The organism is Streptomyces sp. CA-142005 (assembly GCF_050942335.1).
Taxonomy (GTDB): Bacteria; Actinomycetota; Actinomycetes; order Streptomycetales; family Streptomycetaceae; genus Streptomyces.
Genome location: NZ_CP192078.1, coordinates 2,626,037 through 2,651,118, shown reverse-complemented (window position 1 = coordinate 2,651,118; position 25,082 = coordinate 2,626,037). Strand labels below are relative to the sequence as shown.

The window sequence follows — 25,082 nt, the reverse complement described above, 5'->3', positions numbered from 1 at the left end:
TACGTAACTAGGATGGTGACCGAGGTGATGACCGATGTCAGTCCGAGGGGCCGTCCCCGAAGTGATCTGGGCGCGCCCCGAGCGCACCGGCCGGGGTCCGAAGCCGGCGTACACCCGCGACGACATCGCGGCGGCCGCCGTCCGGATCGCCGACGCGCGGGGGCTCGACGCGGTTTCGATGCGGCAGGTCGCGGCCGAGCTGGGCTGCGGCACGATGTCCCTGTACAACTACGTCCCCCGCAAGGAGGACCTGTACGAGCTGATGATGGACGCGGTCAGCGCGGAACACGTCCTGTGGGAGCCGGGCGGGGACTGGCGGGCCGACATGCTCCGGGTGGCCCGCGAGACGCGCTCGCTGATGCACCGGCATCCGTGGATTCCCCGGCTGATGTCCCCGGTCTACGGCTTCAGCCCGCACGCTCTTCGGTATCTGGAGCACTGCCTGGCCTGCCTGGATCCGCTGGAGGCGTCCTACGGCACGAAGCTGGAGCTGATCGCGATGCTGAACGGCGTCGTGACGACGTACGTCCGCAACGAACTCGACACGGCCGAACGGGTGCGGGCGCTGCCGTGGTCGGAGGACGAGGAGAACGCGGTGCGGATCGCCTATCTCGGGGGCCAGGTCGCCTCCGGTGCGTATCCGAGGATGGCGGCGGCGTTCGCGGAGGACGCGGGGCCGATCGACCTGGAGGCCGTTTTCGAGCGGGCGCTGGGCAGGGTGCTCGACGGCTTCGACCCGGAGCGCGGAAGCCGGTGAACCACGAACGCGCCGGGCGTCAACTCCTGCTCGTCCAGCAGACGCTGGCGGCGGCGCGCCACGACGGCATCCGGCTCTGGCTGCGCGGCGGCTGGGCCATGGACTTCTTCCTGGGCGAGGTCACCCGCGATCACGGGGACATCGACTGGTTCGCCTGGTCCAAGGACTCGGCGGCCGTCGCCGCCCTGCTGACCCGGCTCGGCCACACGCCGGTCCCCGGGCCGCCGCCCGGTCTTCAGCTCGACTTCGTCCGGGACGGGCTGGACAGCAGTTTCACCCTGGTGGACCGGGACGCGGCCGGACGCGTGGTCGTCGCGGGCGGCCCCTGGGCCGGAACCCCTTGGCCGGAGGGCCTGTTGGACGCCGCGCCGGGTCGCATCGGTGCCGTCGAGGCGCCGATCGTCGGTCCCCTCGCCCAGATCGAGATCAAGCGCATGATGCCCGTCTGGGACCCCTCCCGGCCGCGCCGTGCCAAGGACGCGGAGGACGTCGCACGGCTGGAGGCCGCCCTGAAGCGCCGCTAGATCAGGACGAACTGGCCCTCCGGGCCCTCCTCGTGATGGTCCAGGACCGAGGCGGGGCGACGGGACGCCTCCGGCGCCGGAAGGACGCCCGCCTCCCGGAGGTCGGTCGCCGTGATCGCGGTCGTCACCTTCAGCTCGGCCCGCTGCGGCCGCAGTTCCGCCAGCAGGGCCAGGACTGTGATCAGTTCCAGCAGTTCCGACGTCCAGGGCTGCGGCCAGACGGCCGGGCGGATCGCGGCCAGAGTGCCCGGCTCGGCCGGTGCCGTGCGCGTGCCGAACCAGGACTCCAGGACCCGGACCCCGGCCACCTCGTACTCCCAGGCCTCCGGCGGGACGGGGGAGATGCGGCCCTCGTCCACGTGGAGGGTCTCCTCGTCCTGGTCGTAGTGCAGGGTGACGGGCCGGGCGGGCAGGGGTGCGCGGACGTAGGGGCGGCGGCCGCCGGGCAGTTTGGGGCGTTCGCCGTCGCGGCGCATCAGCCACAGCATGCGGCGGCCGACCTCGACGCCGGCCGACCAGAGACCGGGGTCGTCGGTGAGCGGGACGGTGAGGCCGGGAGCGGCGGCCGCCAGGATCCAGGAGAGGACGTCGACCGGAGCGGGGGACGCGCCCAGGCGGTCGGCGAGGTGGGCCGTGAGGCCCGGCGCGAGGTTCGGTTCCTCGCCGCCGGGGCGGCGGTACAGCGGGCGGACGCGGCCCGTGCGGAGGGTCGGCAGCAGCGAGGTCACCAGGAGCGGGGCGTGCTCGTCCCCCGACTCCACCGCGAAGACCTGCTGGGCGTCCGCCACCCGCCACAACTCCGGGCGCGCGGCGTCGATCAGCCGGTGGTCCGGGATCAGCCACTGCTCGTCGAAGGGTGCCGCGAGGACGCGGACCGGCTCGGCGCAGGGACCCTCGGCACGGGCCAGCCGCTCGGTACCGGTGGAGCAGCCGGGGAGTTGGCCCACCGCGGAGTTCGGCGTGCGGGCGCGGGTCGGCTCGAAGAGGGCCTCACGGTCCGGTCCCTCGGCCTTCAGCAGGGCCTCCCAGCGGGCCTTCAGGGAACCGGGATCGGGTGCCGTCGGCCAGGTGCGGCCGGGCCGCAGCGGTGCGACGGACCACGGCATGAGGTCCGCCAGCAGCGGAGCGTCGTCGTGCGTCACGCAGGGCATGGTACGACCTGTCCCCGACCCGGTATCAGGTCGCGTCCAAGGTGACCGTGAACGAGAACCGGTCACCCCGGTACTGGATCACCGCCACATCCAGCACGCGCCCGCCGCTGTCGTACGTGACCCCCGTGTAGTGCAGGATCGGGCTCAGCAGCGGCACCTGGAGCAGCCGGGCGGTCTCCGGGTCCGCGAGCCGTGCCTCCACCGTGTCCGTGATACGGCTGATGTCCGCCCCGACCACATCCCGCAGCACCTTCGTCATCGGCCAGCGCACCAGGTCGTCCAGGTCGATGCGGGCGGCGAGTTCGGGGCGGACGTGGTTGACGGCGTGGTTGGTCGGCTCGCCGGTCTTCTCGTCGCTGCGGAGGCGGTGGTACGCCGCCACCTCGGCGAGGTCCGGGAAGTACTCGGTGAGACCGGCGGGCACCGGTGTGCTGCCGTGGTCCAGCAGCTCGGTGGTCATCCCGGACTGCTGGGCCACGATCGCGTCCACCGAGCCCAGCAGGCGGACGGGCGCGCCCCGCCGGACGCCGGGCTCGATGAACGTGCCGCGCCGCCGGTGGCGGCTGATCAGTCCCTCGTCCTCCAGTTCCTTCAGCGCCTGCCGCATGGTCAGCACGCTCACGCCGTAGTGCTCCGCCAGCTGCTCCTCGGTGGGCAGCCGGAGCGGGTCCTCGGGGGAGCGGCCGAGTATCGAGGCGCGCAGCGACTGCGACACCTGGTACCACAGCGGCAGCTTGCGGTTCAGGACGATCGAATCCGGGGCGAAGGAGGTCACTCGGCTATCCGTACCTGTCGATGAACGTCAGGCGCAACACACGCGTCAGGCGCGGAAATGGCGCTGGAGCCCCTGCCACACGTCGTCGTAGCGCTGCTGGAGGTGGTCCGCACCCGCCGCGTGCGGGGTGAGGGTCACCGGCCAGCGAGTCTCGAACATGAACGCCAGCCCGTCGTCGATCTTCTGCGGCTTCAGCTCGGCCGCGCTGGCCTTGTCGAAGGTGTCCCGGTCCGGGCCGTGCGCCGACATCATGTTGTGCAGCGAGCCGCCGCCGGGCACGAAGCCCTCCGCCTTGGCGTCGTACGCGCCCTCGATCAGGCCCATGTACTCGCTCATCACGTTCCGGTGGAAGTACGGCGGCCGGAAGGTGTCCTCGCCCACCAGCCAGCGCGGGGCGAAGACGACGAAGTCGACCCCGGCCAGGCCCGGGGTGTCCGACGGGGAGGTCAGGACCGTGAAGATGGACGGGTCCGGGTGGTCGTAGGAGATGGTGCCGATCACATTGAAACGGCGCAGGTCATAGACGTACGGCACATGGGTGCCGTGCCAGGCGACCACGTCGAGCGGGGAGTGGTCGTAGGTGGCCGTCCAGAGGTTGCCGCAGAACTTGTTCACCACCTCCACCGGGCCGGTCACGTCCTCGTACGCCGGCACCGGTGCCCTGAAGTCCCGGGCGTGCGCGAGGCCGTTGGCGCCGATCGGGCCGAGCTCGGGCAGCTGGAACGGCGCGCCGTAGTTCTCGCACACATAACCCCGGGCGGTCGGGCTCTGCCCGCCATCGGACGCAGTGTCCATCAGCTCCACACGGAAGCGCACCCCACGGGGAATCAGCGCCACATGTGCCGGTTCCACGGCGAGCCGGCCGAACTCGGTGTGCAGGAGCAGTCCGCCGCGCTCCGGGACGATCAGCAGCTCGCCGTCGGCGTCGGAGAAGACGCGCTCCATCGAGGTGTTGGCGTGGTACAGGTGCACGGCCATGCCGGTGCGCTGGGTGGCGTCGCCGTTGCCGCCGAGCGTCCACAGGCCGGCGAGGAAGTCGGTGCCGGCCGGAGGCTCGGGCAGCGGGTTCCAGCGCAGCCGGTTGGGGTCGGGCACGGTCTCGGTGAAGGGGGCCGTGCGGATCGCGCCGTTGTCGGTGCGGGTGAACGGCGGGTGCGCGGCCGAGGGGCGGATCCGGTAGAGCCAGGAGCGGCGGTTGTGCGCCCGCGGCTCGGTGAACGCCGTACCGCTCAGCTGCTCCGCGTACAGCCCGAGCGGCGCCCGCTGCGGTGAGTTGCGGCCCTCGGGCAGCGCACCCGGCACCGCCTCCGAGGCGTGTTCGTTGCCGAATCCGGTCAGATACGACAGTCCCGCGGCAGTCTTCCGCGCGTCCCCGCTCATGATCGCTCCCTCGCGCTCCTGATTCCTATGCATCACCGTAGGAATAGGTGGAGGCGGGCGCAAGAGGACCGCAGGACTCCGCCGGCGGGCGGGAGACGCGAAGAGACCCCCTGCCCGGCACGACCGTGCCTGACGTGAGAGGGAGCGGTATCGGTGTGAGACTGGGCGCGGAAGGGGTGATCCCGTGCCGGACCCACCGCAGGCGTCCGCCGGCTCCGACGCCGCCGCCGTCGACGAGGGTCGGCTGGAAGAGCTGATCATCGAGGCGCAGACGGCCCTGCCGTTCGAACTGGCCGCCCTGGCGGACCGGGGCGCTTCGGCACTCGGCCTGGACAGTGCGCTGATCTACCTCGCCGACCTGCAACAACGGCTGCTCATCCCACTCGACGAGGCTGTGGAGCCGCTGTCGGTGACCGGCTCGTCGGCCGGCTGGGCGTACCGCACCATCTCCCCGCGCGTGGTCGACGCCGACGACGGCGTGATCGTCTGGATGCCTCTGGTCGACGGCGCGGAGCGGCTGGGTGTGCTGGCGGTGCGTACCACCTCGCTGGACGGGGTACGCATGCGCCGCAGCAGGATGCTGGCCCATCTGTTCGCCATGCTGATCACCTCCAAGCGCGCCTACAGCGACTGGCTCGCCGCCCGCATCCGCACCGCGACCATGGGGTTGCCCGCCGAGATGCTGCGGGCGTTCCTGCCACCCCGCACCATCGGCAGCCGGAGGTGCGTCTCGACCGCGGTCCTGGAACCGGCCTACGACATCGCGGGCGACGCCTTCGACCACTCGGTGGTCAAGAACGTGCTGCACACCATGATCCTCGACTCCATGGGCCACGATCTGGCCTCCGGGCTGACCACGTCGGTCGCCATGGCGGCGGCGCGGAACACCCGCCGCGGCGGCGGCGACCTGGCCGACGTCGTCGGTTCCGTCGACCAGGCGCTCGCCCGGTGGCTGCCCGACCACTTCTGCACCGGGGTGCTGTGCCGGCTCGACGCGGTCACCGGGGTGCTGCGCTGGGTCAACTGCGGTCACCCCGCGCCGCTGCTGATCCGTTCCGAGCGGGTGGTCCACGGCGCCCTGGACAGCCCCCCGCAGCCGCCGATCGGCCTGGCCGGCGAGCTCGCTCCGGCAGCCCGGCAGGTCCACGAGACGACACTGGAACCGGGCGACCAGATCCTGCTGTACACCGACGGGGTCGTGGAGGCACGCGACGCGAACGGGCTGGAGTTCGGCCTCGACCGGTTCACCGACTTCATCATCCGCTCCTCCGCCGCCGGGCAACGCCCCGCCGAGGTGCTGCGGTTGCTCATCCACGCCCTCCTCGACCACCAGCGCCACCGGCTGCGGGACGACGCGAGCATCCTGCTCTTCGAATGGCACCCGCCGTGACTCTTCGAATGGCACCCGCCGTGACTTCGCCCCGACGCTGACCGCGGGTGCGTCCGTACACGGCCGCGCGTACTCCGCCAGGGGGACCTCGCGGGGTGCGCGGAACCAGACTTCAGGCGGATTCGGGGGACCGGAGGGTTGTTCTACTCTCCGGGGCATGCCGAGGACGTCGTGGACCCGCAGGACGCTCGCCGCGCTCGCGGCGGGCGCCCTGCTGCCGCTCGGCGCGGTGGCCTGCACGACCGGGCACGCCCGCGCCGGCACGGTGTCGCCGTCGCCGGTCGGCAAGGTCCTGGACGACACCGACGACAGCGGCCGGCATCTGCGCGAGGTCGACAAGAAGAACGCGCCGGAGGTCGGGGTCGAGGTGACCCCGGACTCCGGCGGCGGCTGGGACGTCCGGCTGACGTTCCACCGCTTCCGCTGCTCCGCACCCGGTACCGGAGCCACGGCGGTCGGCGGGCGCGGGCTCGTGTACCTCTTCGTCGACGGCCGCCGGATCACCCGGCTGCGTACCCCCGCGTACCACCTGCCCGACGGTCTCGTCCCGCACGGCACGCACCACGTCACCGCCCGCCTGTACGCCGACGACGGCACCGTGTGGGCCGTGCACGGCAAACCGGTGCAGAGCACCGCCGACATAACGGTGTCCGGCGCGGAGACCTCGCCGGCCGAGCCCTCGGCCGGCACGGCGCCCCCGTCCGCCGGGACATGAGTGCACCGGCCACTCCTGCGCGTAGTGGAGGGCGAGGTTCACCCGATCCCGGCGGAGAGGCATCATGAAGTCCGTGCCCCACGCGACATCGCTCCGCCGCGCGCCCGTACAGCGGCGCAGCGCCGAACGGCTGACCAGGATCCTCGACGCCTGCGCCGAACTCCTCGACGAGGTCGGCTACGACGCCCTGAGCACCCGCGCGGTCGCCCTGCGCGCCGGTGTGCCCATCGGCTCCGTCTACCGGTTCTTCGGCAACAAGCGGCAGATGGCCGACGCCCTCGCCCAGCGGAACCTGGAGCGGTACACCGAGCGGGTCACCGAGCGGCTGAAGAAGGCGAGCAGGGGGGACTGGCGCGCCGCGATGGACGCGGTCCTGGACGAGTACCTGGCGATGAAGCGCACCGCACCCGGCTTCTCCCTGGTCGACTTCGGCAACCAGATACCGGTCGGCGCCCGCCACGCCGAGCCCAACACCCGCGTCGCCGACCGCCTCACCGACCTGCTCTCCGGCTACCTCGGCCGCACCCCCGACGAGGACCTGCGCCGGGTCTTCCTGGTCGCCGTGGAGAGCGCGGACGCCCTCGTCCAACTGGCCTTCCGCACCGACCCCGACGGCGACGAGGCGATCATCGCCGAGACCCGTGAGCTGCTGCGGGCGTATCTGGCGCGCGTGCTCGACTGACGTTCACCGCTCATCGTTCACGGGAAGAGCCCTCCCCTCCGTGCATACCGGTCGGTATGCTCGCCCCGAGCCGTTCCGCGCTCGCCCGGCATCGCCGCCCACCCCCGGGAGGACCCGTGTCCCGCACCGCCCTGCGAATCTGCCCCTTGTGCGAGGCCACCTGCGGGCTGACCCTCACCATCGAAGGCACCCGTGTCACCGGCGCCCGCGGTGACCGCGAGGACGTCTTCAGCAAGGGCTTCATCTGCCCCAAGGGCGCCTCCTTCGGGGCCGTCGACTCCGACCCCGACCGGCTGCGCGGCCCCCTCGTCCGCCGGGACGGCGAGCTGCGCGAGGCCACCTGGGAGGAGGCCTTCGACGCGGTCGCCGCAGGGCTCCGCCCCGTCGTGGACGGCCACGGCCCGGACTCCGTCGGCGTGGTCCTCGGCAACCCCAACGTGCACACCGTGGCCGGCGCCCTCTACCCGCCGGTACTCCTCGCCGGCCTGCGCACCCGCAGCCTGTTCACCGCCTCCACGGTCGACCAGATGCCCAAGCACGTCTCCAGCGGCCTGCTCTTCGGCGACGCCAACGCCATCCCGGTACCGGACCTGGACCACACCGACCACCTGCTCCTCATCGGCGCCAACCCGCTGGAGTCCAACGGCAGTCTGTGCACCGCCCCCGACTTCCCCGGCAAGCTCAAGGCGCTCAAGGCCCGCGGCGGACACCTCACCGTGGTGGACCCGCGCCGCACCCGCACCGCCAGGCTCGCCGACCGGCACCTCGCGATCCGCCCCGGCACCGACGCCCTGCTGCTCGCGGCGATGGCGCACACCCTCTTCGCGGAGGACCTGGCCGACCTCGCCCACCTCGCCCCGCACGTCCAGGGTCTCGACGAACTCCGGGAAGCCATACGCGACTTCACTCCGGAAGCCGTGGCCGAGGCCTGTGACGTCGACGCGCCGACCATCCGCACCCTCGCCCGCGAACTCGCCGCCGCCCCCACCGCCGCCGTCTACGCCCGCATCGGCAGCTGCACCGTCCCGCACGGCACCCTGGCCAGCTGGCTGGTGGACGTCCTCAACGTCCTCACCGGCAATCTGGACCGGCCCGGCGGCGCCCTCTTCCCGCAGGCCGCCACCGACAAGGCGCCCCGCCCGGCCGGCCCCGGCCGCGGCTTCACGCTCGGCCGCTGGTACTCCCGGGTCCGGCAACTCCCCGAAGCCAAGGGTGAGTTGCCGCTCTCCGCGCTCGCCGAGGAGATCGACACGGCGACGGACGCAGGCGAGCCGATCCGCGCCCTGATCGTCGTGGCCGCCAACCCGGTGCTGTCCGCGCCCGACGGCGACCGCCTGGACAAGGCGCTGGACTCGCTGGACTTCATGGTCAGCGTCGACCCGTATCTGAACGAGACCTCCCGGCACGCCGACGTCGTACTGCCCCCGCCCCCGCCCTCCCAGAGCCCGCACCACGACTTCGCCTTCAACACCCTCGCCGTGCGCAACCAGGTCCGCTACTCACGCCCCGCCGTCCCGCTGGAGCCCGGCCGCATGGCCGAGAGCGAGATCCTCGCCCGGCTGATCCTCGCGGCCACCGGCATGCACGGCGCCGACCCGGCCGCCGTCGACGCCATGGTCATCGACCAGACCCTCGGCAAGGCCGTCCAGGAGAAGCACTCCCCGGTGTACGGCCGTGACGCGCGCGAACTCGCCGCCGAACTGACCGGCGAGACCGGCCCCGAGCGGCGGCTCGACCTGATGCTCCGCCTCGGCCCGTACGGCGACGGCTTCGGCGTACGGCCCGACGGGCTGACCCTGGCCAGGCTGCTCGCCCACCCGCACGGCATCGACCTCGGCCCGCTGCGCCCGCGGCTGCCGCAGCCGCTGAAGACCCGCAGCGGCAAGGTGGAGCTGCTGCCCGGGCCGATCGCCGCCGACCTGCCCCGGCTCCACCAGGCCCTGCGCGAGCGCCCGGAAGGCCTCGTCCTCGTCGGGCGCCGCCACCTGCGCTCCAACAACAGCTGGATGCACAACGTGCCCGCGCTCACCGGCGGCTCCAACCGCTGCACCCTGCACATCCACCCCGAGGACGCGGCCCGGCTCGGCGTCCGGGACGGGGCGGACGTCCGCGTGAAGGGCGCCGGGGGAGAGGTGGTGGCGCCGGCCGAGGTCACCGACGCCGTACGGCCGGGGGTGGTGAGCCTGCCGCACGGCTGGGGCCACGACCGCGCCGGAACCCGGATGAGCCACGCCATGAAGAGCCCCGGCGTCAACGTCAACCAGCTCCTCGACGGCACCCTGCTCGACCCGCTCTCCGGCAACGCGGTCCTCAACGGCGTCCCCGTCCAGCTCGCCGCAAGCCTGTGACCTGGACTTTCGCGCTTATTGCTCACGCGTCAACATCTTGTTAACGCCAGTCGACGCGACCTAACGTCATCGCACCGCCGACCCTCAGGTGGGATGTTCAAGGGCGAACGTTAGGTATCCACTCATATGCTGACCATCCTCGGCTTCGCCATGATCGCGACCTTCCTGGTCCTGATCATGCTGAAGAAGATGTCGCCGATCGCGGCGCTCGTGCTCATACCCGCGCTGTTCTGCGTGTTCGTGGGCAAGGGCGCCAAGCTCGGCGACTACGTCATCGACGGCGTCACCGGCCTCGCCCCCACCGCGGCGATGCTCATGTTCGCGATCGTCTACTTCGGTGTGATGATCGACGTCGGCCTCTTCGACCCGGTCGTGCGGGGCATCCTCAGGTTCTGCAAGGCCGACCCGCTGCGCATCGTCGTCGGTACGGCCGTCCTCGCCGCGATCGTCTCCCTGGACGGCGACGGCTCCACCACCTTCATGATCACCGTCTCGGCGATGTACCCGCTGTACAAGCGCCTGAAGATGTCCCTGGTCGTGATGACCGGCGTGGCGGCCATGGCCAACGGCGTGATGAACACGCTGCCGTGGGGCGGCCCGACCGCCCGTGCCGCGACGGCGCTGAAGGTCGACGCGAGCGACATCTTCGTGCCGATGATCCCGGCGCTGGGCGTCGGTCTGCTGTTCGTGTTCTGCCTCGCCTACGTCCTCGGCCGCCGCGAGCGCAAGCGGCTCGGCGTGCTCACGCTGGACGAGGTGCTGGTGGAGGAGAAGGAGACCGCCCTCGTCGGTGCGGGCTCCGCCAAGTCCCCTGCGCCTGCCGGCGGTCCGGGGCGCGGCCTGCCCGAGGAGCCGGACGACGGCGAGGGCTTCCAGGGCCTCGACCCGAACCGCGCCACCCTGCGGCCCAGGCTGTACTGGTTCAACGCGCTGCTCACGGTCGTCCTGCTCACCGCCATGATCATGGAGTGGCTGCCGATCCCGGTGCTGTTCCTGCTCGGCGCGGCGCTCGCCCTGACCGTCAACTTCCCGCACATGCCCGACCAGAAGGCCCGGATCGCCGCCCACGCCGAGAACGTCCTGAACGTCTCCGGCATGGTCTTCGCCGCCGCCGTCTTCACCGGCGTCCTCCAGGGCACCGGCATGGTCGACCACATGGCCACGTGGCTGGTCGACAACATCCCCGCCGGGATGGGCCCGCACATGGCCCTCGTCACCGGTGTGCTGAGCATCCCGCTCACGTACTTCATGTCCAACGACGGCTTCTACTTCGGCATCCTGCCGGTGCTCGCCGAGGCGGGCCACGCGCACGGCGTCTCCTCCCTGGAGATCGCCCGCGCCTCGATCATCGGCCAGCCCCTGCACATGTCCAGCCCGCTCGTCCCCGCCGTCTACGTCCTGGTCGGCATGGCCAAGGTGGAGTTCGGCGACCACACCCGGTTCGTGGTCAAGTGGGCCGCCCTGACCTCGCTGGTGGTCCTCGGGGCGGGACTCCTCTTCGGCATCATCTGACTCTCCAGGGAGGGATCTTCCATGGCGCCCGGTGGGAACCGCGGCTGGCTGCTCCGCCTCGTCCTCGCCTTCGGCTTCGCGCAGGGGGCGGTGTCGATGGCCCGGCCCGCCGTCTCCTACCGGGCCCTCGCGCTGGGCGCCGACGAGCGGGCGGTCGGCGTCATCGCGGGCGTCTACGCCCTGCTGCCCCTCTTCGCCGCCGTACCGCTCGGCCGGCGCACCGACCACGGCCGCTGCGCCCCCCTGCTGCCGGTGGGCGTGGTCCTGATCTCCGGCGGCTGCGCGCTGAGCGGACTGGTGAACTCCCTGTGGGCGATGGCCCTGTGGAGCGGGGTGATGGGCCTCGGTCACCTGTGCTTCGTCATCGGCGCCCAGTCGCTCGTCGCCCGCCAGTCCGCGCCGCACGAACAGGACCGCAACTTCGGGCACTTCACCATCGGCGCCTCCCTCGGCCAGCTCATCGGCCCCGTCGCCGCCGGCGCCCTGATCGGCGGGCCGGACATGGCGCACAGCAGCGCGCTCGCCCTCGTGGTGGCGGGCGCGGGCGCGGCGGTCGCCTTCACCTCGCTGTGGCGCATCGAGGACCGTACGGCCGTCAAGTCCCGTACCCGGCAGGGCGATCCCGTGCCGGTGGGCCGCATCCTGCGCGCCCGGGGAGTGCCCGCGGGCATGCTGATCAGCCTGTCCGTGCTGTCCGCGACGGACATCCTCACCGCGTATCTCCCGGTGGTAGGCGAACACCGGGCCATCGCCCCCTCGGTGATCGGCGTCCTGCTGAGCCTGCGCGCGGGCGCCACGATCGCCTGCCGTCTGGTCCCCACCCCACTGCTCCGGCTGCTCGGCCGTCCCGCTCTCCTGACCCTGACCTGCTTCCTGGCGGCGGTCCTGTGCGCGGGAGTCGCGGTGCCGGTGCCGGTGTGGGCGCTCGGTCTGATGCTCACGGTGCTGGGCTTCTGTCTGGGGGTGGGCCAGCCGCTGTCGATGACGACGGTGGTGCAGGCGGCGCCGGGCGAGGCCCGCTCCACGGCGCTCGCGCTGCGCCTGACCGGCAACCGGCTCGGCCAGGTGGCCGCGCCGGCCGCGGCGGGCCTCGTCGCGGGGCTGGCGGGGGTCGCGGCACCGTTCGTCATGCTGGGGGCGTTGCTGCTGCTGTCCTCGGGGGTGGCGCTGCGGTCGCCGCGGAACCCGGAGGGGCTCGGACCGACCGCGCGTCGGGGGCCGTGGCGCCCGGGGTTGCGCCGCACGAGCGATCTCTGACGACGCGCCGGGTGTCGGATCGTCAGATGTCATGCTCATCAAGCACAGTCCAGACGAACAAGCGATTTATATGAAAATCGTCTGACGCGGAGGAATGTGCATGCCCACCCTGACCTCACCACGTGCCTTCGGCTCCCGCGCGGGCGCCACTGTCCTCCTCGCCGCCCTCGGCATCGCGGGCGCGTCATGGGTGGCGGCGCCGACCGCGGCGGCCATCGGGGAGAACGGCGACATCAGGATCCAGCCAGTGGGCACGCACCCCGGCGACGCGGAAGACGCGCCGGTGGTCTGCAAGTTCAAGCTGGACGCCATCAACTTCGACCGCCTGCCCACCATCGCCTACACGATCACGCCAATGCCCCCGCTGCCCACCGCGGCCACCACCACCGGTACCCTCCAGCTCGGCGGGGGTGCCGGTCGCACGGAGACCATCGGGCTGGCCGACGGGCAGTACACGCTCTCCTGGGTCGTTTCCGGCGCCACCAAGGAGAAGATCTTCCACGTCAACTGCCACGGCAGAAGGCACGAGGAGAGACACGACCCGGGCGGTCAGATCTCGGACGACCACCGGGACGACGGAGCGTGGGGACGGGGCGACCACTACGACCCGAGGGGCGGCGTGCACGCGGGTGGCGGCGGCCTGATCGACACGGCCGCGGCGTACTCCCCGGTGGCCGCCGCGGGCGTCGTGGGTCTGACCGCGGTCGGCGGTGCCGTGTACCTCCGGCGCAACCGCCGGCGGCCCCATGGCGCCGCGTAGGCGCAGACGCAGGCCCTGGTACCGGACCCGCGCCTACCGCCTCACCAGGACGGCCTTGCTGGTGACCGTCCTGGTGACGGCCGGGAACCGGTGCGGGGCACACGGCGGGTCCGGCCGGACCGGCGAGGCGGGCGGCCCGGACGGGGTGGCGGTCGCCGGACCGGGCCCCTCCCGTGCCGACGCACGCCCCGCGCCCCCGCCCCGCCCGCTGCCCCGGTCCCGGCCGACGTCCTTCCGCATCCCCTCGCTGGGGATCAACGCCCCGGTCGCGGGCGTCCGGCTGAACGAAGAACGGCAGTTGGAGACGCCGCCGGTCGACAAACCGAAGCTGGTCGGCTGGTACGAGGGCGGGCCCACACCGGGCGAGACCGGCACCGCGGTCGCCGTCGGCCACCGCGACACCAGGACCGGCCCCGCCGTCTTCGCCGCGCTCGCCTATGTCAGACCCGGCAAAACCGTCGAGGTCGGGCGCGCCGACGGTCGTACCGCCGTCTACACCGTGGACCGGGTGAAGGTCTTCGACAAGGCGGGCTTCCCGGACAAGGAGGTCTACGGCCGGACCCGGCGCCCCGAACTCCGGGTGCTCACCTGCGGCGGCCTCTTCAGCCGGCGGACGGGCTACACCAGCAACGTGGTGGTCTTCGCCCACCTGACCGCGGCCAAGTGACGGGCCGGGCCGCGCGATGTCTTCCCCCGGCCGGGTACATTCCGTTAACTTCCGTGACCCACAGGCCCCGTTCGACCCGCGCGGGGTCTTCGGACCACGGAGCAGCGGCGCTCCGGACAGCCCCCGGGGGCGGCAGGCATGACACGCGCCATCGAACTGCACGACGTGAGCAAGTCCTACCCACGCGGCCCGCGCGTGGTGGACGGGCTCTCGCTGGACATCGCGCCCGGCGAGTTCCTGGTCCTGCTCGGCCCGTCCGGCTGCGGCAAGTCCACCGTGCTGCGGATGATCGCCGGCCTGGAGGACATCGACGAGGGCGAGCTGCTGCTCGACGGCGAGTACGCCAACCACTGGCAGCCCTCCGAGCGGGGCATGGCCATGGTCTTCCAAAACTTTGCCCTCTATCCGAACATGACCGGCCGCGACAACATCGGCTTCCCGCTGCGCATCGAGGACCCCGGAGCCGACCCCGGCCCGCGTGTCTCCGCCACCGCCCGCATGCTGGGCATCGAGGACCTGCTCGACCGCTTCCCGAGCCAGCTCTCCGGCGGCGAGCGGCAGCGGGTCGCCATGGGCCGGGCCATCTCGCGCCACCCCTCCGCCTTCCTGATGGACGAGCCGCTCTCCAACCTCGACGCCAAGCTCCGCAACCACCTGCGCGCCGAAATATCCCAGCTCACCCGCGAGCTGGGGGTCACCACGGTGTACGTCACCCACGACCAGGCCGAGGCGATGTCCCTCGGCGACCGGGTCGCCGTACTGCGCGGCGGCGTGCTCCAGCAGGTCGGCACCCCGCGCCAGGTCTACGCCCTGCCCCGCAACGTCTTCACCGCCGCCTTCATCGGCACCCCGCGCATCAACCTGCTGCGCGGCCTGGTCCGCGCCCCGCTGGACGGCGCGATGACGATCAGCCTGGGCAAGCAGGCCCTGCGGCTGCCCGAACCGCTCTGCCTGGACCATCAGTTGCTGCGCGTGCAGCAGGGCCGCGAGGTGATCGTCGGGCTGCGGTCGGAGGCGGTGCGCATCGCCAAGCACAGCTCCGCCCGGCCGGGGGAGGTGGCGATCACCGGGCTGGTGGAACACGTGGAGTTCCAGGGGCACGAGATCCTCGTCCACTTCAGCACCGGCTCCCGGCCCGCCGTCGTACCCGAGCTGGAGGCCCCGCGCCCCGCCGCCCGGCCGGCGCGACGGCGACGCAGGGAAGGCCCCACCGCGCTGGACCGGCTGCGGGAACGGGCCGGTGCGCGGCGCGCCGGACCGGTGGTCGTGCTCGAACACGGGGCGGACGGCGGGCCCGAGCCCGCGCCCCCGGAGGGCCGTCTCCCCGGCGATCTGGTGGTGCGCACCACGCCGGACCTCCGGCTGCACCACGGCATGCAGGTCCCGCTCCTCGTCGACCTCGCCCATCTCTTCGTCTTCGACCAGCAGGGCGATCGCATCTGCCCGTCCCCCGACCGGCTGCCCGACCTGGACGAATGAGCACCCGCACCCGGGACCGGCGAACACAGGCACCCGGGCGCGTGCGGACCGGCACCCGGACGCATGCGTACCGGCCGGCCCGGCGATGATGTCCGGGTACGTCTGGCGCCAAAAAACTAACGCCGCTAGTTTGTGTGCCCGGACGACGCAGACCCGCCGGGAGGAAGCACCATGAAGGCACACGACGGCCTGTACATCGACGGCGCCTGGCGCCCCGCCGAGAGCCCGGATGTCATCGAGGTCGTGAACCCGGCCGACGAGCAGGTCATCGCCAGGGTCCCGGCGGGCGGCGCCCTGGACGTCGACAGCGCCGTACGCGCGGCTCGGGCCGCCCTGCCCGCCTGGGCCGCCACGCCGCCGGCCGAGCGCGCCGCGCGCCTGAGCGCCCTCCGCGACGTCCTCGTGGCCCGCAAGGACGAGATCGCCGAGACGGTCACCGCCGAACTGGGCGCCCCGCTGCCGTTCTCCCAGGCCGTGCACGCGGCCGTGCCGATCGCGGTCGCGGGCTCTTACGCCGAGCTGGCCGCGACCCACTCCTTCGAGGAGAAGGTCGGCAACTCCACGGTCCTGCACGAGCCGATCGGCGTGGTCGCCGCGATCACCCCCTGGAACTACCCCCTGCACCAGATCGTCGCCAAGGTGGCCCCGGCGCTCGCCGCGGGCTGCACGGTGGTCCTCAAGCCCGCCGAGGACACCCCGCTCACCGCCCAGCTGTTCGCCGAGGCCGTCCACGAGGCGGGCGTGCCGGCCGGTGTGTTCAACCTGGTCACCGGCCTCGGCCCGGTCGCCGGCCAGGCGCTCGCCGAGCACCCGGGCGTGGACCTGGTCTCCTTCACCGGCTCCACGGCCGTCGGCCGGCGGATCGGCGCGGTGGCGGGCGCGGCCGTCAAGAAGGTGGCCCTCGAACTCGGCGGCAAGTCCGCCAACGTCATCCTGCCGAGCGCCGACCTCGCCAAGGCGGTGAACGTCGGTGTCGCCAACGTGATGTCCAACTCCGGCCAGACCTGCAGCGCCTGGACCCGCATGCTGGTCCACCGCGACCGGTACGACGAGGCCGTCGAGCTGGCCGCCGCGGCCGCCGCCAAGTACGGCGACCGCATCGGCCCCGTGGTCAACGCCAAGCAGCGGTCGCGGGTGCGCGGCTACATCGAGAAGGGCGTCGCCGAGGGCGCCCGCCTGGTCGCCGGCGGCCCCGAATCCCCTCGGGACAAGGGCTACTTCATCAGCCCCACGGTCTTCGCCGACGTGACCGAGGACATGACCATCGCCCAGGAGGAGATCTTCGGCCCGGTCCTGTCCGTCCTCCGCTACGAGGACGAGGAGGACGCCCTGCGCATCGCCAACGGCACGGTGTACGGCCTCGCCGGCGCCGTCTGGGCGGGTGACGACGACGAGGCGGTGGCCTTCGCCCGGCGCATGGACACCGGCCAGGTGGACATCAACGGCGGCCGGTTCAACCCCCTCGCCCCCTTCGGCGGTTACAAGCAGTCCGGAGTCGGCCGGGAACTCGGCGCGCACGGACTCACCGAGTACCTCCAGACCAAGTCCCTCCAGTTCTAAGGAAGTACGCGAGTCATGGCCGTACGAGCCGCCGTCCTGCCCGCCGTCGGCGCGCCCCTGGAGATCACCGGCATCGACCTGCCCGACCCGGGCCCCGGCCAGGTCCGGGTCCGCCTCGCCGCCGCCGGTGTCTGCCACTCCGACCTGTCCCTGTCCAACGGCACCATGCGCGTCCCGGTCCCGGCCGTCCTCGGCCACGAGGGCGCCGGCACGGTCGTGGCCGTCGGCGAGGGCGTCACCCATGTCGCCGCGGGCGACCCCGTCGTCCTCAACTGGGCCCCGTCCTGCGGGAGCTGCCACGCCTGCGGGCTCGGCGAGGTCTGGCTGTGCGCCAACGCCCTGAACGGCGCCGCCGACGTCTACGCCCGCACCGCGGACGGCACCGACCTGCACCCCGGTCTGAACGTGGCCGCGTTCGCCGAGGAGACGGTCGTCTCCGCGTCCTGCGTGCTGCCCCTGCCGGAGGGTGTGCCGCTGGTGGACGCGGCCCTCCTCGGCTGCGCCGTCCTCACCGGCTACGGCGCCGTCCACCACTCGGCGAAGGTCCGCCCGGGCGAGACGGTGGCCGTCTTCGGCGCGGGCGGGGTCGGCCTCGCCACCCTCCAGTCGGCCCGCATCGCGGGGGCGTCCCGGATCATCGCCGTCGACGTGTCCCCGGAGAAGGAGGAGCTGGCCCGCGCGGCCGGCGCCACGGACTACGTCCTCGCCTCCGAGAACACTCCCCGGGAGATCCGGGCCCTCACCGGCAAGCAGGGCGTGGACGTCTCGGTGGAGTGCGCGGGCCGCGCCATGTCGATCCGCGCGGCCTGGGACTCCACCCGCCGGGGCGGCCGTACGACGGTCGTCGGCATCGGGGGCAAGGACCAGGAGGTCACCTTCAACGCCCTGGAGATCTTCCACTGGGGCCGCACCCTGTCCGGCTGCGTCTACGGCAACACGGACCCCGCCCGCGATGTGCCGGTGCTCGCCCGGCACGTACGGGAGGGCCGCCTGGACCTCTCGGCGCTGGTGACGGAACGGATCGCCCTGGAGGGGATCCCGGCCGCCTTCGAGAACATGCTCGCGGGCAAGGGCGGCCGGGCGCTGGTGGTGTTCTGACGCCGGTCGCCCGCCGCCGGCCGGTCCGGCGGCTCAGGTGACCTTCTCGGGTCGCGGCTCCTCACCGGCCGCGACCCGGACCGTCCGGCCGGCCCGCGCCCGGGACCGCGACACCGCCACGCCCGCGAGACACAGCACACCACCGCCCAGCGTGAGCACGCCCGGTACCTCGCCGAGCGCCAGCCACGACATCAGCACCACCAGCGCGGGCACGGCGTACGTCGTCACGCCCATCCGGCTGGCGGTCGTGCGGGCCAGGGCGTAGGCCCAGGTCGTGAAGGCCAGAGCGGTCGGGAAGACGCCCAGGTAGACCATGTTCAGGGTCGCCGACGCGGGCGCGTGGGCGACCTCGTGCGCCAGCTGCCCGGTGAACGGCAGACAGGCCACGGCGCCGACCAGGCACCCGAACGTCGTCACCTGCAGGGCACTGGCGTGTCCCAGGGCCGGCTTCTGCGCGACGACACCGGAGGCGTAGGCGACGGCGGCGAGCAGGCACAGCAGCACGCCGAGGACCGAGTTGCGGCCGCCGCCCGACATCGACAGCCCCACGGTCACCGCGCCCGCGAACGACACGGCCATCCCGGCCAGCAGCCGCGGCGGCATCGGGTCACCGAGCAGCCGGGCGCCGAGCAGGGCGATCAGCAGCGGGCCGACGTTCACGACGAGGGCGGCGGTACCGGCGTCCACCTGCTGCTCGCCCCAGTTCAGGGCGACCATGTAGAACCCGAACCACAGCAGCCCGGAGAGCAGGATCCCGCGCCAGGCCGCCCTGGGCGGCAGCCCTTCCCGGCGTATGGCCCAGATGACCCCCAGCGCGAGGGCCCCAGACGCCAGCCGCCCCAGGGCCAGCGCGCCGGGGGAGTACTCCTGTCCCGCACTCCGGATCGCCACGAAGGCGGACGCCCAGAGCACGACGGTGACTGCGGCTGCGCCGGCGGGCAGCAGGTGGTGGCGTGGGGCGGCGTTCATCATGCTCCCGAGGTTAGGCATCGACTGTTCTCCGGGCTGGCGGAAATCGGACGGGGCGCCGGGGCCGCACTCAGCACAGCTCTTCCCGCGAGATGCCCAGCAGGGACGCCAACTGCCGCTCCCCCGACGGAGTCACCTTCACCGCCCGCTCCGACCCGATCCGCACGCACCATCCCGCGTCCAGCGCGTGCCGGCACAGCGCGGCCCCCGCAGCCCCCGCGAGATGAGGCCGCCGCTCGGTCCAGTCCAGGCACGCCCGGGCGAGCGGACGCCGACCCGACACCTCCAGGGCGATCCCCGCCGCACGGAACCACTCCACGCCCGCGTCGGTGAGCGCGAACCCGGTGTCCTGCCGCAGCAACCCCCGCAGGGTCAGCGCGTCCGTGACCGCGATCCCGAGCCGCCCCGCGAGATGGTCGTAACAGGTACGCCCCCGAGCCATGGCCGACCCGGCGCTCGACTCACTCAAGGTGCGAGGAGGCCGTCGTACGGCCGCCGGGGGCACCTGCGCGGCGAGATCCTCGACCAGTGCCGCCACCCGCGCGTCGGCCAGTCGCACATACCGGTGGCGCCCCTGCCGTTCCTCCGCGAGCAGGCCCCCGGCCACCAGCTTGCCCAGGTGCTCGCTGAGCGTCGACGGGGCGACGCCCGCGCGCCGGGCCAGCTCACCGGCCGTCCAGGCCCGCCCGTCGAGCAGCGCCAGCAGACACGCGGCCCGGGTCTCGTCGGCGATCAGGGAGGCGAGCGCGGCCAGGCCGGCCGCCTGCGGATCCTTGGCGGTCATGCCGTCCAGGATGGGGCACGGACACTTCGGCCCCCACCGAATTATCGCTGCACGCCCTGCTGCGCCTGCTGCCGCACCTGCTCGAACTGCTGCGCCAGCCCGTCCAGCAGCGCCGTCAGGCCGGTCTCGAAGGCCCGCTCGTCGATCTTCTCCTGCTGTTCGGCGAGCAGATGGGCCTGGCCGAGATGGGGGTAGTCGGCGGGGTCGTACGCGCTCGCGTCGTCCACGAAGCCCCCGGCGAACGAACCGAGCGCGGAACCCATGATGAAGTACCGCATCAGCGCGCCGATGGAGGTCGCCTGGGCCGGCGGCCAGCCGGCGTCGACCATCGCGCCGTACACGGCGTCGGCCAGGCGCAGCGCGGCAGGGCGGCGCCCGGGGCCCCGCGCCAGCACCGGGACGATGTTCGGGTGGTCGCGCAGGGCGGCCCGGTAGGAGACGGCCCAGTCGTGCAGGGCGGTCCGCCAGTTCCGGCCGTCCTGGAACATCGACAGGTCGACAAGACCGCTCACCGAGTCGGCGACCGCCTCCAGGATCTCGTCCTTGGTGCGGAAGTGGTTGTAGAGCGAGGGCCCGCTCACGCCCAGTTCGGCGGCGAGCCGGCGGGTGGAGACGGTTGCCAGGCCCTCCCGGTCCACGAGGTCCCGGGCCGTCTCGACGATCCGGTCGGTGCTGAGGAGGGGCTTGCGCGGTCGGGCCATGGCGCACATAGTAGGGCTGCGACCGTAAACTAGCAGTGCTAATTTAAATGTACAGCTTTCAAGATCCGTCGACGGATCCTTTCTGTGTGGGGTGATCACGTGGTGAACCTGGAGCTGAGCGAGGAGCAGGCCGCCGTACGGCAGCTCGCCCGGGACTTCGTGGAGCGCGAGATAGCCCCGCATGTCGTGGCGTGGGACCGGGCCGAGGAGGTCGACCGGGGGATCGTGAAGAAGCTCGGCGAGGTCGGCTTCCTGGGGCTGACCATCGACGAGGAGTACGGCGGCTCCGGTGGCGACCATCTCGCGTACTGCCTGGTCACCGAGGAGCTGGGGCGCGGCGACTCCTCCGTGCGCGGGATCGTGTCCGTGTCCCTGGGGCTCGTCGCCAAGACGATCGCCGCATGGGGCGACGAGGAGCAGAAGCGGCGCTGGCTGCCGGGCCTGACCGCGGGCGAGTACGTCGGCTGCTTCGGCCTCACCGAGCCCGGCACCGGCTCCGACGCGGGCAACCTCACCACCCGCGCCGTGCGCGACGGCGACGACTACGTCATCAACGGCGCCAAGATGTTCATCACCAACGGCACCTGGGCCGACGTCGTCCTCCTCTTCGCCCGCTCCACCGACGCCCCCGGCCACAAGGGCGTCTCCGCCTTCCTCGTCCCCACCGACACCCCCGGACTGACCCGCCGCACCATCCACGGCAAGCTCGGCCTGCGCGGCCAGGCCACCGCCGAGCTGGTCCTCCAGGACGTGCGGGTGCCCGCGTCGGCGATGCTCGGCGAGGAGGGAAAGGGCTTCTCCGTGGCCATGTCCGCGCTGGCCAAGGGGCGGATGTCGGTGGCCGCGGGCTGCGTCGGCATCGCCCAGGCCGCGCTGGACGCGGCGGTGCGGTACGCCGGTGAGCGCGAGCAGTTCGGCAGGCCGATCGCTCACCACCAGCTGGTGCAGGAGCTGATCAGCGACATCGCCGTCGACGTGGACGCCGCCCGGCTGCTCACCTGGCGCGTCGCCGATCTGATCGACCGCGGGCAGCCGTTCGCCGTCGAGTCCTCCAAGGCCAAGCTGTTCGCCTCCGAGGCCGCCGTCCGCGCCGCCAACAACGCCCTGCAGGTCTTCGGCGGGTACGGCTACATCGACGAGTACCCGGCCGGCAAACTCCTGCGCGACGCCCGCGTGATGACCCTCTACGAGGGCACCAGCCAGATCCAGAAGCTGCTCATCGGCCGTTCCCTGACCGGGGTTTCGGCGTTCTGAGCATCTGAGTACGCGCCTGAGTACTTCGGCGGATGTGGCGCGGACCACGTCCGCCGATGCTCTTCTCCATGAGTGAGACACCGGTCAAGCAGCAGAGCACGGCCGCCTTCTACGGGCAGGCCGTCGCCTCCTTCTCCATCGCCATGGCGGCCACGGCCGTCGGCATCTACCAGCTCGACACCAACGCCTGGGTCCGGGCCTTCCTCGCGATCGCGGTCCTGTATCTCGTCACGTCCGCCTTCACCCTCGCCAAGGTGATCCGGGACCGCCAGGAGGCGGGGCGGATCGTCAGCCGCGTGGACCAGGCGCGCCTGGAGAAGCTCCTCGCCGAGCACGACCCCTTCGAGAAGATCTGAGCAGGCGCACTAAGCGCTCGCTCACCGACGGCGGTATGGTGGTGCTCCTGTCACCGAGAGGGGCGAGCGAGCGATGAGTACGGCGGAGGAGACGACCGGCGGCGAAGTGGAGCCGTGGGAAGAGGTCACCCCGGACGCGGCCCGGCGACTGCTCGTCGCCGCCGTGGAGGCCTTCGCCGAGCGCGGGTACCACGCCACGACCACCCGCGACATCGCGGGCCGCGCCGGCATGAGCCCGGCCGCGCTCTACATCCACTACAAGACCAAGGAAGAGCTGCTCCACCGGATCAGCCGCATCGGCCACGACAAGGCCCTCGACATCCTGCGCACGGCCGCCCAGCGGGAGGGCACCGCCACCGAGCGGCTTGCCGACGCGGTCGGCTCCTTCGTCCGCTGGCACGCGGGGCGGCGCACCACCGCCCGGGTCGTGCAGTACGAACTCGACGCCCTCGGCCCCGAGGGCCGCGCCGAGATCGTCGCGCTGCGCCGCCAGGTCGACGCCGAGGTGCGCGGGATCATCGAGGACGGCGTGGCCTCGGGCGAGTTCGACGTGCTGGACGTGCAGGGCACCACCCTCGCCGTGCTGTCGCTGTGCATCGACGTGGCCCGCTGGTTCAACGTGGACGGCCCGTTCACCCCCGAGGAGGTCGGCGCGCTCTACGCCGACCTCGTGCTGCGGATGGTGGGCGCCGGGTAGGGCGCCCTCCGGGTCACAGGTAGTACCGGGACACCGACTCCGCGACGCACACCGGCTTGTCGCCGCCCTCGCGCTCCACGGTGAAGGCGACCGTCACCTGTACCCCGCCGGTGACGTCCTCGACGCCGCTGATCGTCGCGGTGGCGCGCAGCCGGGAGCCGACGGGGACGGGGGAGGGGAAGCGGACCTTGTTCGTGCCGTAGTTCACGCCCATCTTCACGCCCTCGACCCGGATCAGCTGCGGGCCGAAGAGCGGGAGCAGGGAGAGCGTGAGATAGCCGTGGGCGATGGTCGTCCCGAAGGGGCCCGCGGCGGCCTTCTCCGGGTCCACGTGGATCCACTGGTGGTCACCGGTGGCCTCGGCGAACAGGTCGATGCGCTTCTGGTCGACCTCCAGCCAGTCGGTGTACCCCAGCTGCTCGCCGACGGCCGCCCTCAGCTCGTCGGGGGAGGTGAAGGTCCTCGGTTCTGCCATGGTTCCGGCCTCTCGCTCGCGTACCGCTCACGTCTCTAAGCAACTGCTTAGCATGGTCGGGTGAGGGGCGCCTGTCAACGGATCGCGGCCTTCACCGGGCGACTAGGCTCTGAGGGGTGCCCCAGATCCCCGAGAAGATCCACGAGCTGACCGTCGGCCAGTTGTCCGCGCGCAGCGGCGCCGCCGTCTCCGCCCTGCACTTCTACGAGTCCAAGGGCCTGATCAGCAGCCGCCGCACGCCCGGCAACCAGCGCCGGTACAGCCGCGACACCCTGCGCCGGGTCGCCTTCGTACGGGCCGCGCAGCGCGTCGGCATCCCGCTGTCCACGATCCGGGACGCCCTGGCCGAGCTTCCCGAGGAGCGGACACCGACCCGGGAGGACTGGGCGCGGCTGTCGGAGAAGTGGCGGTCGGAGCTCGACGAACGCATCAGGCAGCTGAACCGTCTGCGCGACCACCTCACCGACTGCATCGGCTGCGGGTGTCTGTCCCTGGAGACCTGCGTCCTGTCCAACCCGGACGACGTGTTCGGCGAGCGGCTGACGGGGTCGCGGCTGTTCGCGGAGGGGCGCTGAGGCCCGGCGCCGGCGCCCGGCCACGGCACCGGGCGCCCGGTCACTCGTACTCGGTGCCGCCCTTGCGCGTCAGATACGCCGGACTGACCGCCTTGGCGATCGCCCGGCCCCCGGTCACCGTGCTGTACCGCTCCACGGCGGGCCGTATCACCACGCCCTCCCGCAGATGCAGCCCCCGCCCGGACACCGTCTCCCGGCCGCTCGCGAACTCCAGCACCCGGTCGATGCCGTACGGCCCCGCGTACAGCCGAGGCACCACCGGCAGCTCCCCTTCCAGCAGTTCCGCCGCGTCCAGCCAGCGCACGGTGCCGGCCACGTCCGCCGAGACGTCGAACACCGCGTACCCCAGCGTGTCCCGCCGCCCGTCGGCGCCGTACGACAGGTCCTGCACCCCGGCGCCGTACACCTCACCGAAGATGCCGACCCGGCGTGCCCCGAGCCGTTCGGCCAGCCGGGCCGCCGCCTCCGCGACGCCGTGGCCCCGGATCGCCCGCCAGTACAGGTTGCGCGGATCCTCCCTCAGGGCCAGCGACTTGGCGCCGAAGCCCTTGGAGGACACGAACACCCGGCCCTCGTCGGCGGCATACGTCAGCAGGCAGGCCGAGCCGTGGAGCTTCTCGGTCAGGACGACCGGCTCACCCGGGGTGAAGATGTCCGGGTAACGCTGGATGTTCTCGATGTCGACCCAGGGCAGCAGGCCGGGAGCGGACTCCACCTCGCCGCTCATGGTCGGCGGGACCGGCGGCACCCACTTGGTGATGCCCAGCCGCCCGGCGAAGTCCGTCCCCTCGGCCGCCGCCCGCGCCAGATCGACGTCCGCCAGCGCCTTCGGCCGGCACACGATGCCCTGCGACAGCTCGCCGCGCAGCCGCACCGCCTTGACCCGGTTGGCCTCGCCGCCCGCCAGCCGTCCGGTCAGACCCAGCTCCTCGATCAGACCGGGCGGGAGCACGGACTGCTCGGGGATGTAGACGGCGGCCTCACCGGTGCGGTACGCGCCCTTGGCGACGACGGCCCGGTACAGACCCACCTGGGCCAGCTCCAGCGCGTCGGCGTTCGGATGCTCGTGGACGGTCAGCACTTCGGCGGTGACGCGCAGCGTCGACATCACAACTCCTGGGGTGAACGGGCGCGTTGAGGGCCCTCAGACGTGTGTCATCGCGTCCCACTCTCCGGAGCGGAAATGGCTGGAGCCAGTGGATTAGCGGCTGGTAGC

General features: G+C 72.4%; 25 protein-coding genes. 17 read left to right on the top strand and 8 right to left on the bottom strand.

Features of this window, described 5'->3' with window-relative positions; all coding sequences use genetic code 11:
- Nucleotides 1–34: 34 nt before the first annotated feature.
- A complete protein-coding gene (locus ACQPXS_RS12675) occupies nt 35–757 on the top strand; it encodes a TetR/AcrR family transcriptional regulator (protein WP_433449285.1) in 723 nt (240 codons plus the stop codon).
- Nucleotides 754–1,281 carry a nucleotidyltransferase domain-containing protein gene (locus ACQPXS_RS12670; RefSeq protein WP_433449284.1) on the top strand — a complete coding sequence of 176 codons (528 nt, stop codon included), beginning with the start codon at nt 754–756 and terminating at the stop codon, nt 1,279–1,281. Before ACQPXS_RS12675 ends, ACQPXS_RS12670 begins: the two co-directional genes overlap by 4 nt.
- Here the strand turns inward: ACQPXS_RS12670 and ACQPXS_RS12665 are convergent.
- Genes ACQPXS_RS12665 through hmgA form a run of 3 tightly spaced genes read right to left on the bottom strand, consistent with a single transcriptional unit; the run spans nt 1,278 to nt 4,587 of the window.
- Nucleotides 1,278–2,432 carry a type ISP restriction/modification enzyme gene (locus ACQPXS_RS12665; protein ID WP_433449283.1) on the bottom strand — a complete coding sequence of 385 codons (1,155 nt, stop codon included), beginning with the start codon at nt 2,430–2,432 and terminating at the stop codon, nt 1,278–1,280. The genes ACQPXS_RS12670 and ACQPXS_RS12665 overlap by 4 nt on opposite strands.
- A gap of 25 nt (nt 2,433–2,457) precedes the next feature.
- Nucleotides 2,458–3,207, bottom strand: coding sequence for a GntR family transcriptional regulator (locus ACQPXS_RS12660; RefSeq protein ID WP_351804045.1), 750 nt, complete (start codon nt 3,205–3,207; stop codon nt 2,458–2,460).
- Nucleotides 3,208–3,252: 45 nt separating this feature from the next.
- Entirely contained in the window at nt 3,253–4,587 is a 1,335-nt protein-coding gene (hmgA, locus tag ACQPXS_RS12655) for a homogentisate 1,2-dioxygenase (RefSeq protein ID WP_433449282.1), read from the bottom strand.
- Nucleotides 4,588–4,771: 184 nt separating this feature from the next.
- Between hmgA and ACQPXS_RS12650 the strand changes: the two genes are divergently transcribed.
- The 11 genes from ACQPXS_RS12650 to ACQPXS_RS12600 all read left to right on the top strand — a co-directional run bounded on the left by ACQPXS_RS12650 (nt 4,772) and on the right by ACQPXS_RS12600 (nt 18,055).
- Nucleotides 4,772–5,977 (top strand): PP2C family protein-serine/threonine phosphatase, encoded by a 1,206-nt coding sequence (locus tag ACQPXS_RS12650; protein ID WP_433449281.1) that lies wholly within the window; start codon nt 4,772–4,774, stop codon nt 5,975–5,977.
- Nucleotides 5,978–6,134: 157 nt separating this feature from the next.
- On the top strand, nt 6,135–6,692 hold the full coding sequence (locus ACQPXS_RS12645) for a hypothetical protein (protein WP_433449280.1): 558 nt from the start codon (nt 6,135–6,137) through the stop codon (nt 6,690–6,692).
- Between the two features lie 64 nt (nt 6,693–6,756).
- The gene (locus tag ACQPXS_RS12640; protein WP_433449279.1) at nt 6,757–7,374 is read left to right on the top strand and encodes a TetR family transcriptional regulator; all 618 of its coding nucleotides are present in this window, start codon (nt 6,757–6,759) and stop codon (nt 7,372–7,374) included.
- A gap of 116 nt (nt 7,375–7,490) precedes the next feature.
- Nucleotides 7,491–9,722, top strand: a complete 2,232-nt coding sequence (locus ACQPXS_RS12635; protein ID WP_433449278.1) for a molybdopterin oxidoreductase family protein — start codon at nt 7,491–7,493, stop codon at nt 9,720–9,722.
- Nucleotides 9,723–9,848: 126 nt separating this feature from the next.
- Nucleotides 9,849–11,234, top strand: a complete 1,386-nt coding sequence (locus tag ACQPXS_RS12630) for a CitMHS family transporter (RefSeq protein WP_433449277.1) — start codon at nt 9,849–9,851, stop codon at nt 11,232–11,234.
- 21 nt (nt 11,235–11,255) lie between these two features.
- The gene (locus ACQPXS_RS12625) at nt 11,256–12,491 is read left to right on the top strand and encodes an MFS transporter (RefSeq protein WP_433449276.1); all 1,236 of its coding nucleotides are present in this window, start codon (nt 11,256–11,258) and stop codon (nt 12,489–12,491) included.
- Between the two features lie 100 nt (nt 12,492–12,591).
- On the top strand, nt 12,592–13,251 hold the full coding sequence (locus ACQPXS_RS12620; protein ID WP_433449275.1) for a hypothetical protein: 660 nt from the start codon (nt 12,592–12,594) through the stop codon (nt 13,249–13,251).
- A complete protein-coding gene (locus tag ACQPXS_RS12615) occupies nt 13,238–13,918 on the top strand; it encodes a class F sortase (protein ID WP_433449274.1) in 681 nt (226 codons plus the stop codon). Before ACQPXS_RS12620 ends, ACQPXS_RS12615 begins: the two co-directional genes overlap by 14 nt.
- 138 nt (nt 13,919–14,056) lie before the next feature.
- Nucleotides 14,057–15,397 (top strand): ABC transporter ATP-binding protein, encoded by a 1,341-nt coding sequence (locus ACQPXS_RS12610; protein WP_365330257.1) that lies wholly within the window; start codon nt 14,057–14,059, stop codon nt 15,395–15,397.
- A gap of 171 nt (nt 15,398–15,568) precedes the next feature.
- On the top strand, nt 15,569–16,957 hold the full coding sequence (locus tag ACQPXS_RS12605; protein WP_433449273.1) for an aldehyde dehydrogenase family protein: 1,389 nt from the start codon (nt 15,569–15,571) through the stop codon (nt 16,955–16,957).
- 15 nt (nt 16,958–16,972) lie between these two features.
- Nucleotides 16,973–18,055, top strand: coding sequence for a Zn-dependent alcohol dehydrogenase (locus ACQPXS_RS12600; RefSeq protein WP_433449272.1), 1,083 nt, complete (start codon nt 16,973–16,975; stop codon nt 18,053–18,055).
- A 33-nt stretch (nt 18,056–18,088) separates the two neighbouring features.
- Here the strand turns inward: ACQPXS_RS12600 and ACQPXS_RS12595 are convergent, their stop codons facing one another.
- The 3 genes from ACQPXS_RS12595 to ACQPXS_RS12585 all read right to left on the bottom strand — a co-directional run bounded on the left by ACQPXS_RS12595 (nt 18,089) and on the right by ACQPXS_RS12585 (nt 20,509).
- Nucleotides 18,089–19,027, bottom strand: a complete 939-nt coding sequence (locus ACQPXS_RS12595; protein WP_433449271.1) for a DMT family transporter — start codon at nt 19,025–19,027, stop codon at nt 18,089–18,091.
- A gap of 67 nt (nt 19,028–19,094) precedes the next feature.
- Nucleotides 19,095–19,808 carry an ArsR/SmtB family transcription factor gene (locus tag ACQPXS_RS12590; protein ID WP_433449270.1) on the bottom strand — a complete coding sequence of 238 codons (714 nt, stop codon included), beginning with the start codon at nt 19,806–19,808 and terminating at the stop codon, nt 19,095–19,097.
- A gap of 41 nt (nt 19,809–19,849) precedes the next feature.
- Nucleotides 19,850–20,509: a TetR/AcrR family transcriptional regulator gene (locus ACQPXS_RS12585; RefSeq protein ID WP_433449269.1), complete on the bottom strand. Its 660-nt coding sequence runs from the start codon at nt 20,507–20,509 to the stop codon at nt 19,850–19,852.
- Nucleotides 20,510–20,611: 102 nt separating this feature from the next.
- On the opposite strand from ACQPXS_RS12585, the gene ACQPXS_RS12580 reads away from it, so the two are divergent.
- The 3 genes from ACQPXS_RS12580 (at nt 20,612) to ACQPXS_RS12570 (ending at nt 22,816) form a co-directional block, all read left to right on the top strand.
- Nucleotides 20,612–21,763 (top strand): acyl-CoA dehydrogenase family protein, encoded by a 1,152-nt coding sequence (locus ACQPXS_RS12580; protein WP_433455796.1) that lies wholly within the window; start codon nt 20,612–20,614, stop codon nt 21,761–21,763.
- A 68-nt stretch (nt 21,764–21,831) separates the two neighbouring features.
- Nucleotides 21,832–22,119: a YiaA/YiaB family inner membrane protein gene (locus ACQPXS_RS12575; RefSeq protein WP_351804076.1), complete on the top strand. Its 288-nt coding sequence runs from the start codon at nt 21,832–21,834 to the stop codon at nt 22,117–22,119.
- Nucleotides 22,120–22,192: 73 nt separating this feature from the next.
- A complete protein-coding gene (locus ACQPXS_RS12570; protein ID WP_433449268.1) occupies nt 22,193–22,816 on the top strand; it encodes a TetR/AcrR family transcriptional regulator in 624 nt (207 codons plus the stop codon).
- Nucleotides 22,817–22,829: 13 nt separating this feature from the next.
- Here ACQPXS_RS12570 and ACQPXS_RS12565 read toward each other — a convergent pair whose 3' ends face one another.
- Entirely contained in the window at nt 22,830–23,291 is a 462-nt protein-coding gene (locus ACQPXS_RS12565) for a MaoC family dehydratase (RefSeq protein WP_351804079.1), read from the bottom strand.
- Between the two features lie 116 nt (nt 23,292–23,407).
- On the opposite strand from ACQPXS_RS12565, the gene soxR reads away from it, so the two are divergent.
- On the top strand, nt 23,408–23,866 hold the full coding sequence (soxR, locus tag ACQPXS_RS12560; RefSeq protein ID WP_351804081.1) for a redox-sensitive transcriptional activator SoxR: 459 nt from the start codon (nt 23,408–23,410) through the stop codon (nt 23,864–23,866).
- Nucleotides 23,867–23,906: 40 nt separating this feature from the next.
- Here the strand turns inward: soxR and ACQPXS_RS12555 are convergent, their stop codons facing one another.
- A complete protein-coding gene (locus tag ACQPXS_RS12555; protein WP_433449267.1) occupies nt 23,907–24,974 on the bottom strand; it encodes an RNA ligase (ATP) in 1,068 nt (355 codons plus the stop codon).
- Between the last annotated feature and the right edge of the window lie 108 nt (nt 24,975–25,082).

Bases quoted from the DNA above. Each gene is read 5' to 3' on its own strand.
- ACQPXS_RS12595 (WP_433449271.1), bottom strand. From the start codon at position 19,027: ATGATGAACGCCGCCCCACGCCACCACCTGCTGCCCGCCGGCGCAGCC.
- ACQPXS_RS12630 (WP_433449277.1), top strand. From the start codon at position 9,849: ATGCTGACCATCCTCGGCTTCGCCATGATCGCGACCTTCCTGGTCCTG.
- ACQPXS_RS12615 (WP_433449274.1), top strand. From the start codon at position 13,238: ATGGCGCCGCGTAGGCGCAGACGCAGGCCCTGGTACCGGACCCGCGCC.
- ACQPXS_RS12620 (WP_433449275.1), top strand. From the start codon at position 12,592: ATGCCCACCCTGACCTCACCACGTGCCTTCGGCTCCCGCGCGGGCGCC.
- ACQPXS_RS12645 (WP_433449280.1), top strand. From the start codon at position 6,135: ATGCCGAGGACGTCGTGGACCCGCAGGACGCTCGCCGCGCTCGCGGCG.
- ACQPXS_RS12570 (WP_433449268.1), top strand. From the start codon at position 22,193: ATGAGTACGGCGGAGGAGACGACCGGCGGCGAAGTGGAGCCGTGGGAA.
- ACQPXS_RS12575 (WP_351804076.1), top strand. From the start codon at position 21,832: ATGAGTGAGACACCGGTCAAGCAGCAGAGCACGGCCGCCTTCTACGGG.
- ACQPXS_RS12640 (WP_433449279.1), top strand. From the start codon at position 6,757: ATGAAGTCCGTGCCCCACGCGACATCGCTCCGCCGCGCGCCCGTACAG.
- ACQPXS_RS12610 (WP_365330257.1), top strand. From the start codon at position 14,057: ATGACACGCGCCATCGAACTGCACGACGTGAGCAAGTCCTACCCACGC.
- ACQPXS_RS12605 (WP_433449273.1), top strand. From the start codon at position 15,569: ATGAAGGCACACGACGGCCTGTACATCGACGGCGCCTGGCGCCCCGCC.
- hmgA (WP_433449282.1), bottom strand. From the start codon at position 4,587: ATGAGCGGGGACGCGCGGAAGACTGCCGCGGGACTGTCGTATCTGACC.
- ACQPXS_RS12590 (WP_433449270.1), bottom strand. From the start codon at position 19,808: ATGACCGCCAAGGATCCGCAGGCGGCCGGCCTGGCCGCGCTCGCCTCC.
- ACQPXS_RS12555 (WP_433449267.1), bottom strand. From the start codon at position 24,974: ATGTCGACGCTGCGCGTCACCGCCGAAGTGCTGACCGTCCACGAGCAT.
- ACQPXS_RS12675 (WP_433449285.1), top strand. From the start codon at position 35: ATGTCAGTCCGAGGGGCCGTCCCCGAAGTGATCTGGGCGCGCCCCGAG.
- ACQPXS_RS12600 (WP_433449272.1), top strand. From the start codon at position 16,973: ATGGCCGTACGAGCCGCCGTCCTGCCCGCCGTCGGCGCGCCCCTGGAG.
- ACQPXS_RS12625 (WP_433449276.1), top strand. From the start codon at position 11,256: ATGGCGCCCGGTGGGAACCGCGGCTGGCTGCTCCGCCTCGTCCTCGCC.
- ACQPXS_RS12585 (WP_433449269.1), bottom strand. From the start codon at position 20,509: ATGGCCCGACCGCGCAAGCCCCTCCTCAGCACCGACCGGATCGTCGAG.
- ACQPXS_RS12665 (WP_433449283.1), bottom strand. From the start codon at position 2,432: ATGCCCTGCGTGACGCACGACGACGCTCCGCTGCTGGCGGACCTCATG.
- ACQPXS_RS12565 (WP_351804079.1), bottom strand. From the start codon at position 23,291: ATGGCAGAACCGAGGACCTTCACCTCCCCCGACGAGCTGAGGGCGGCC.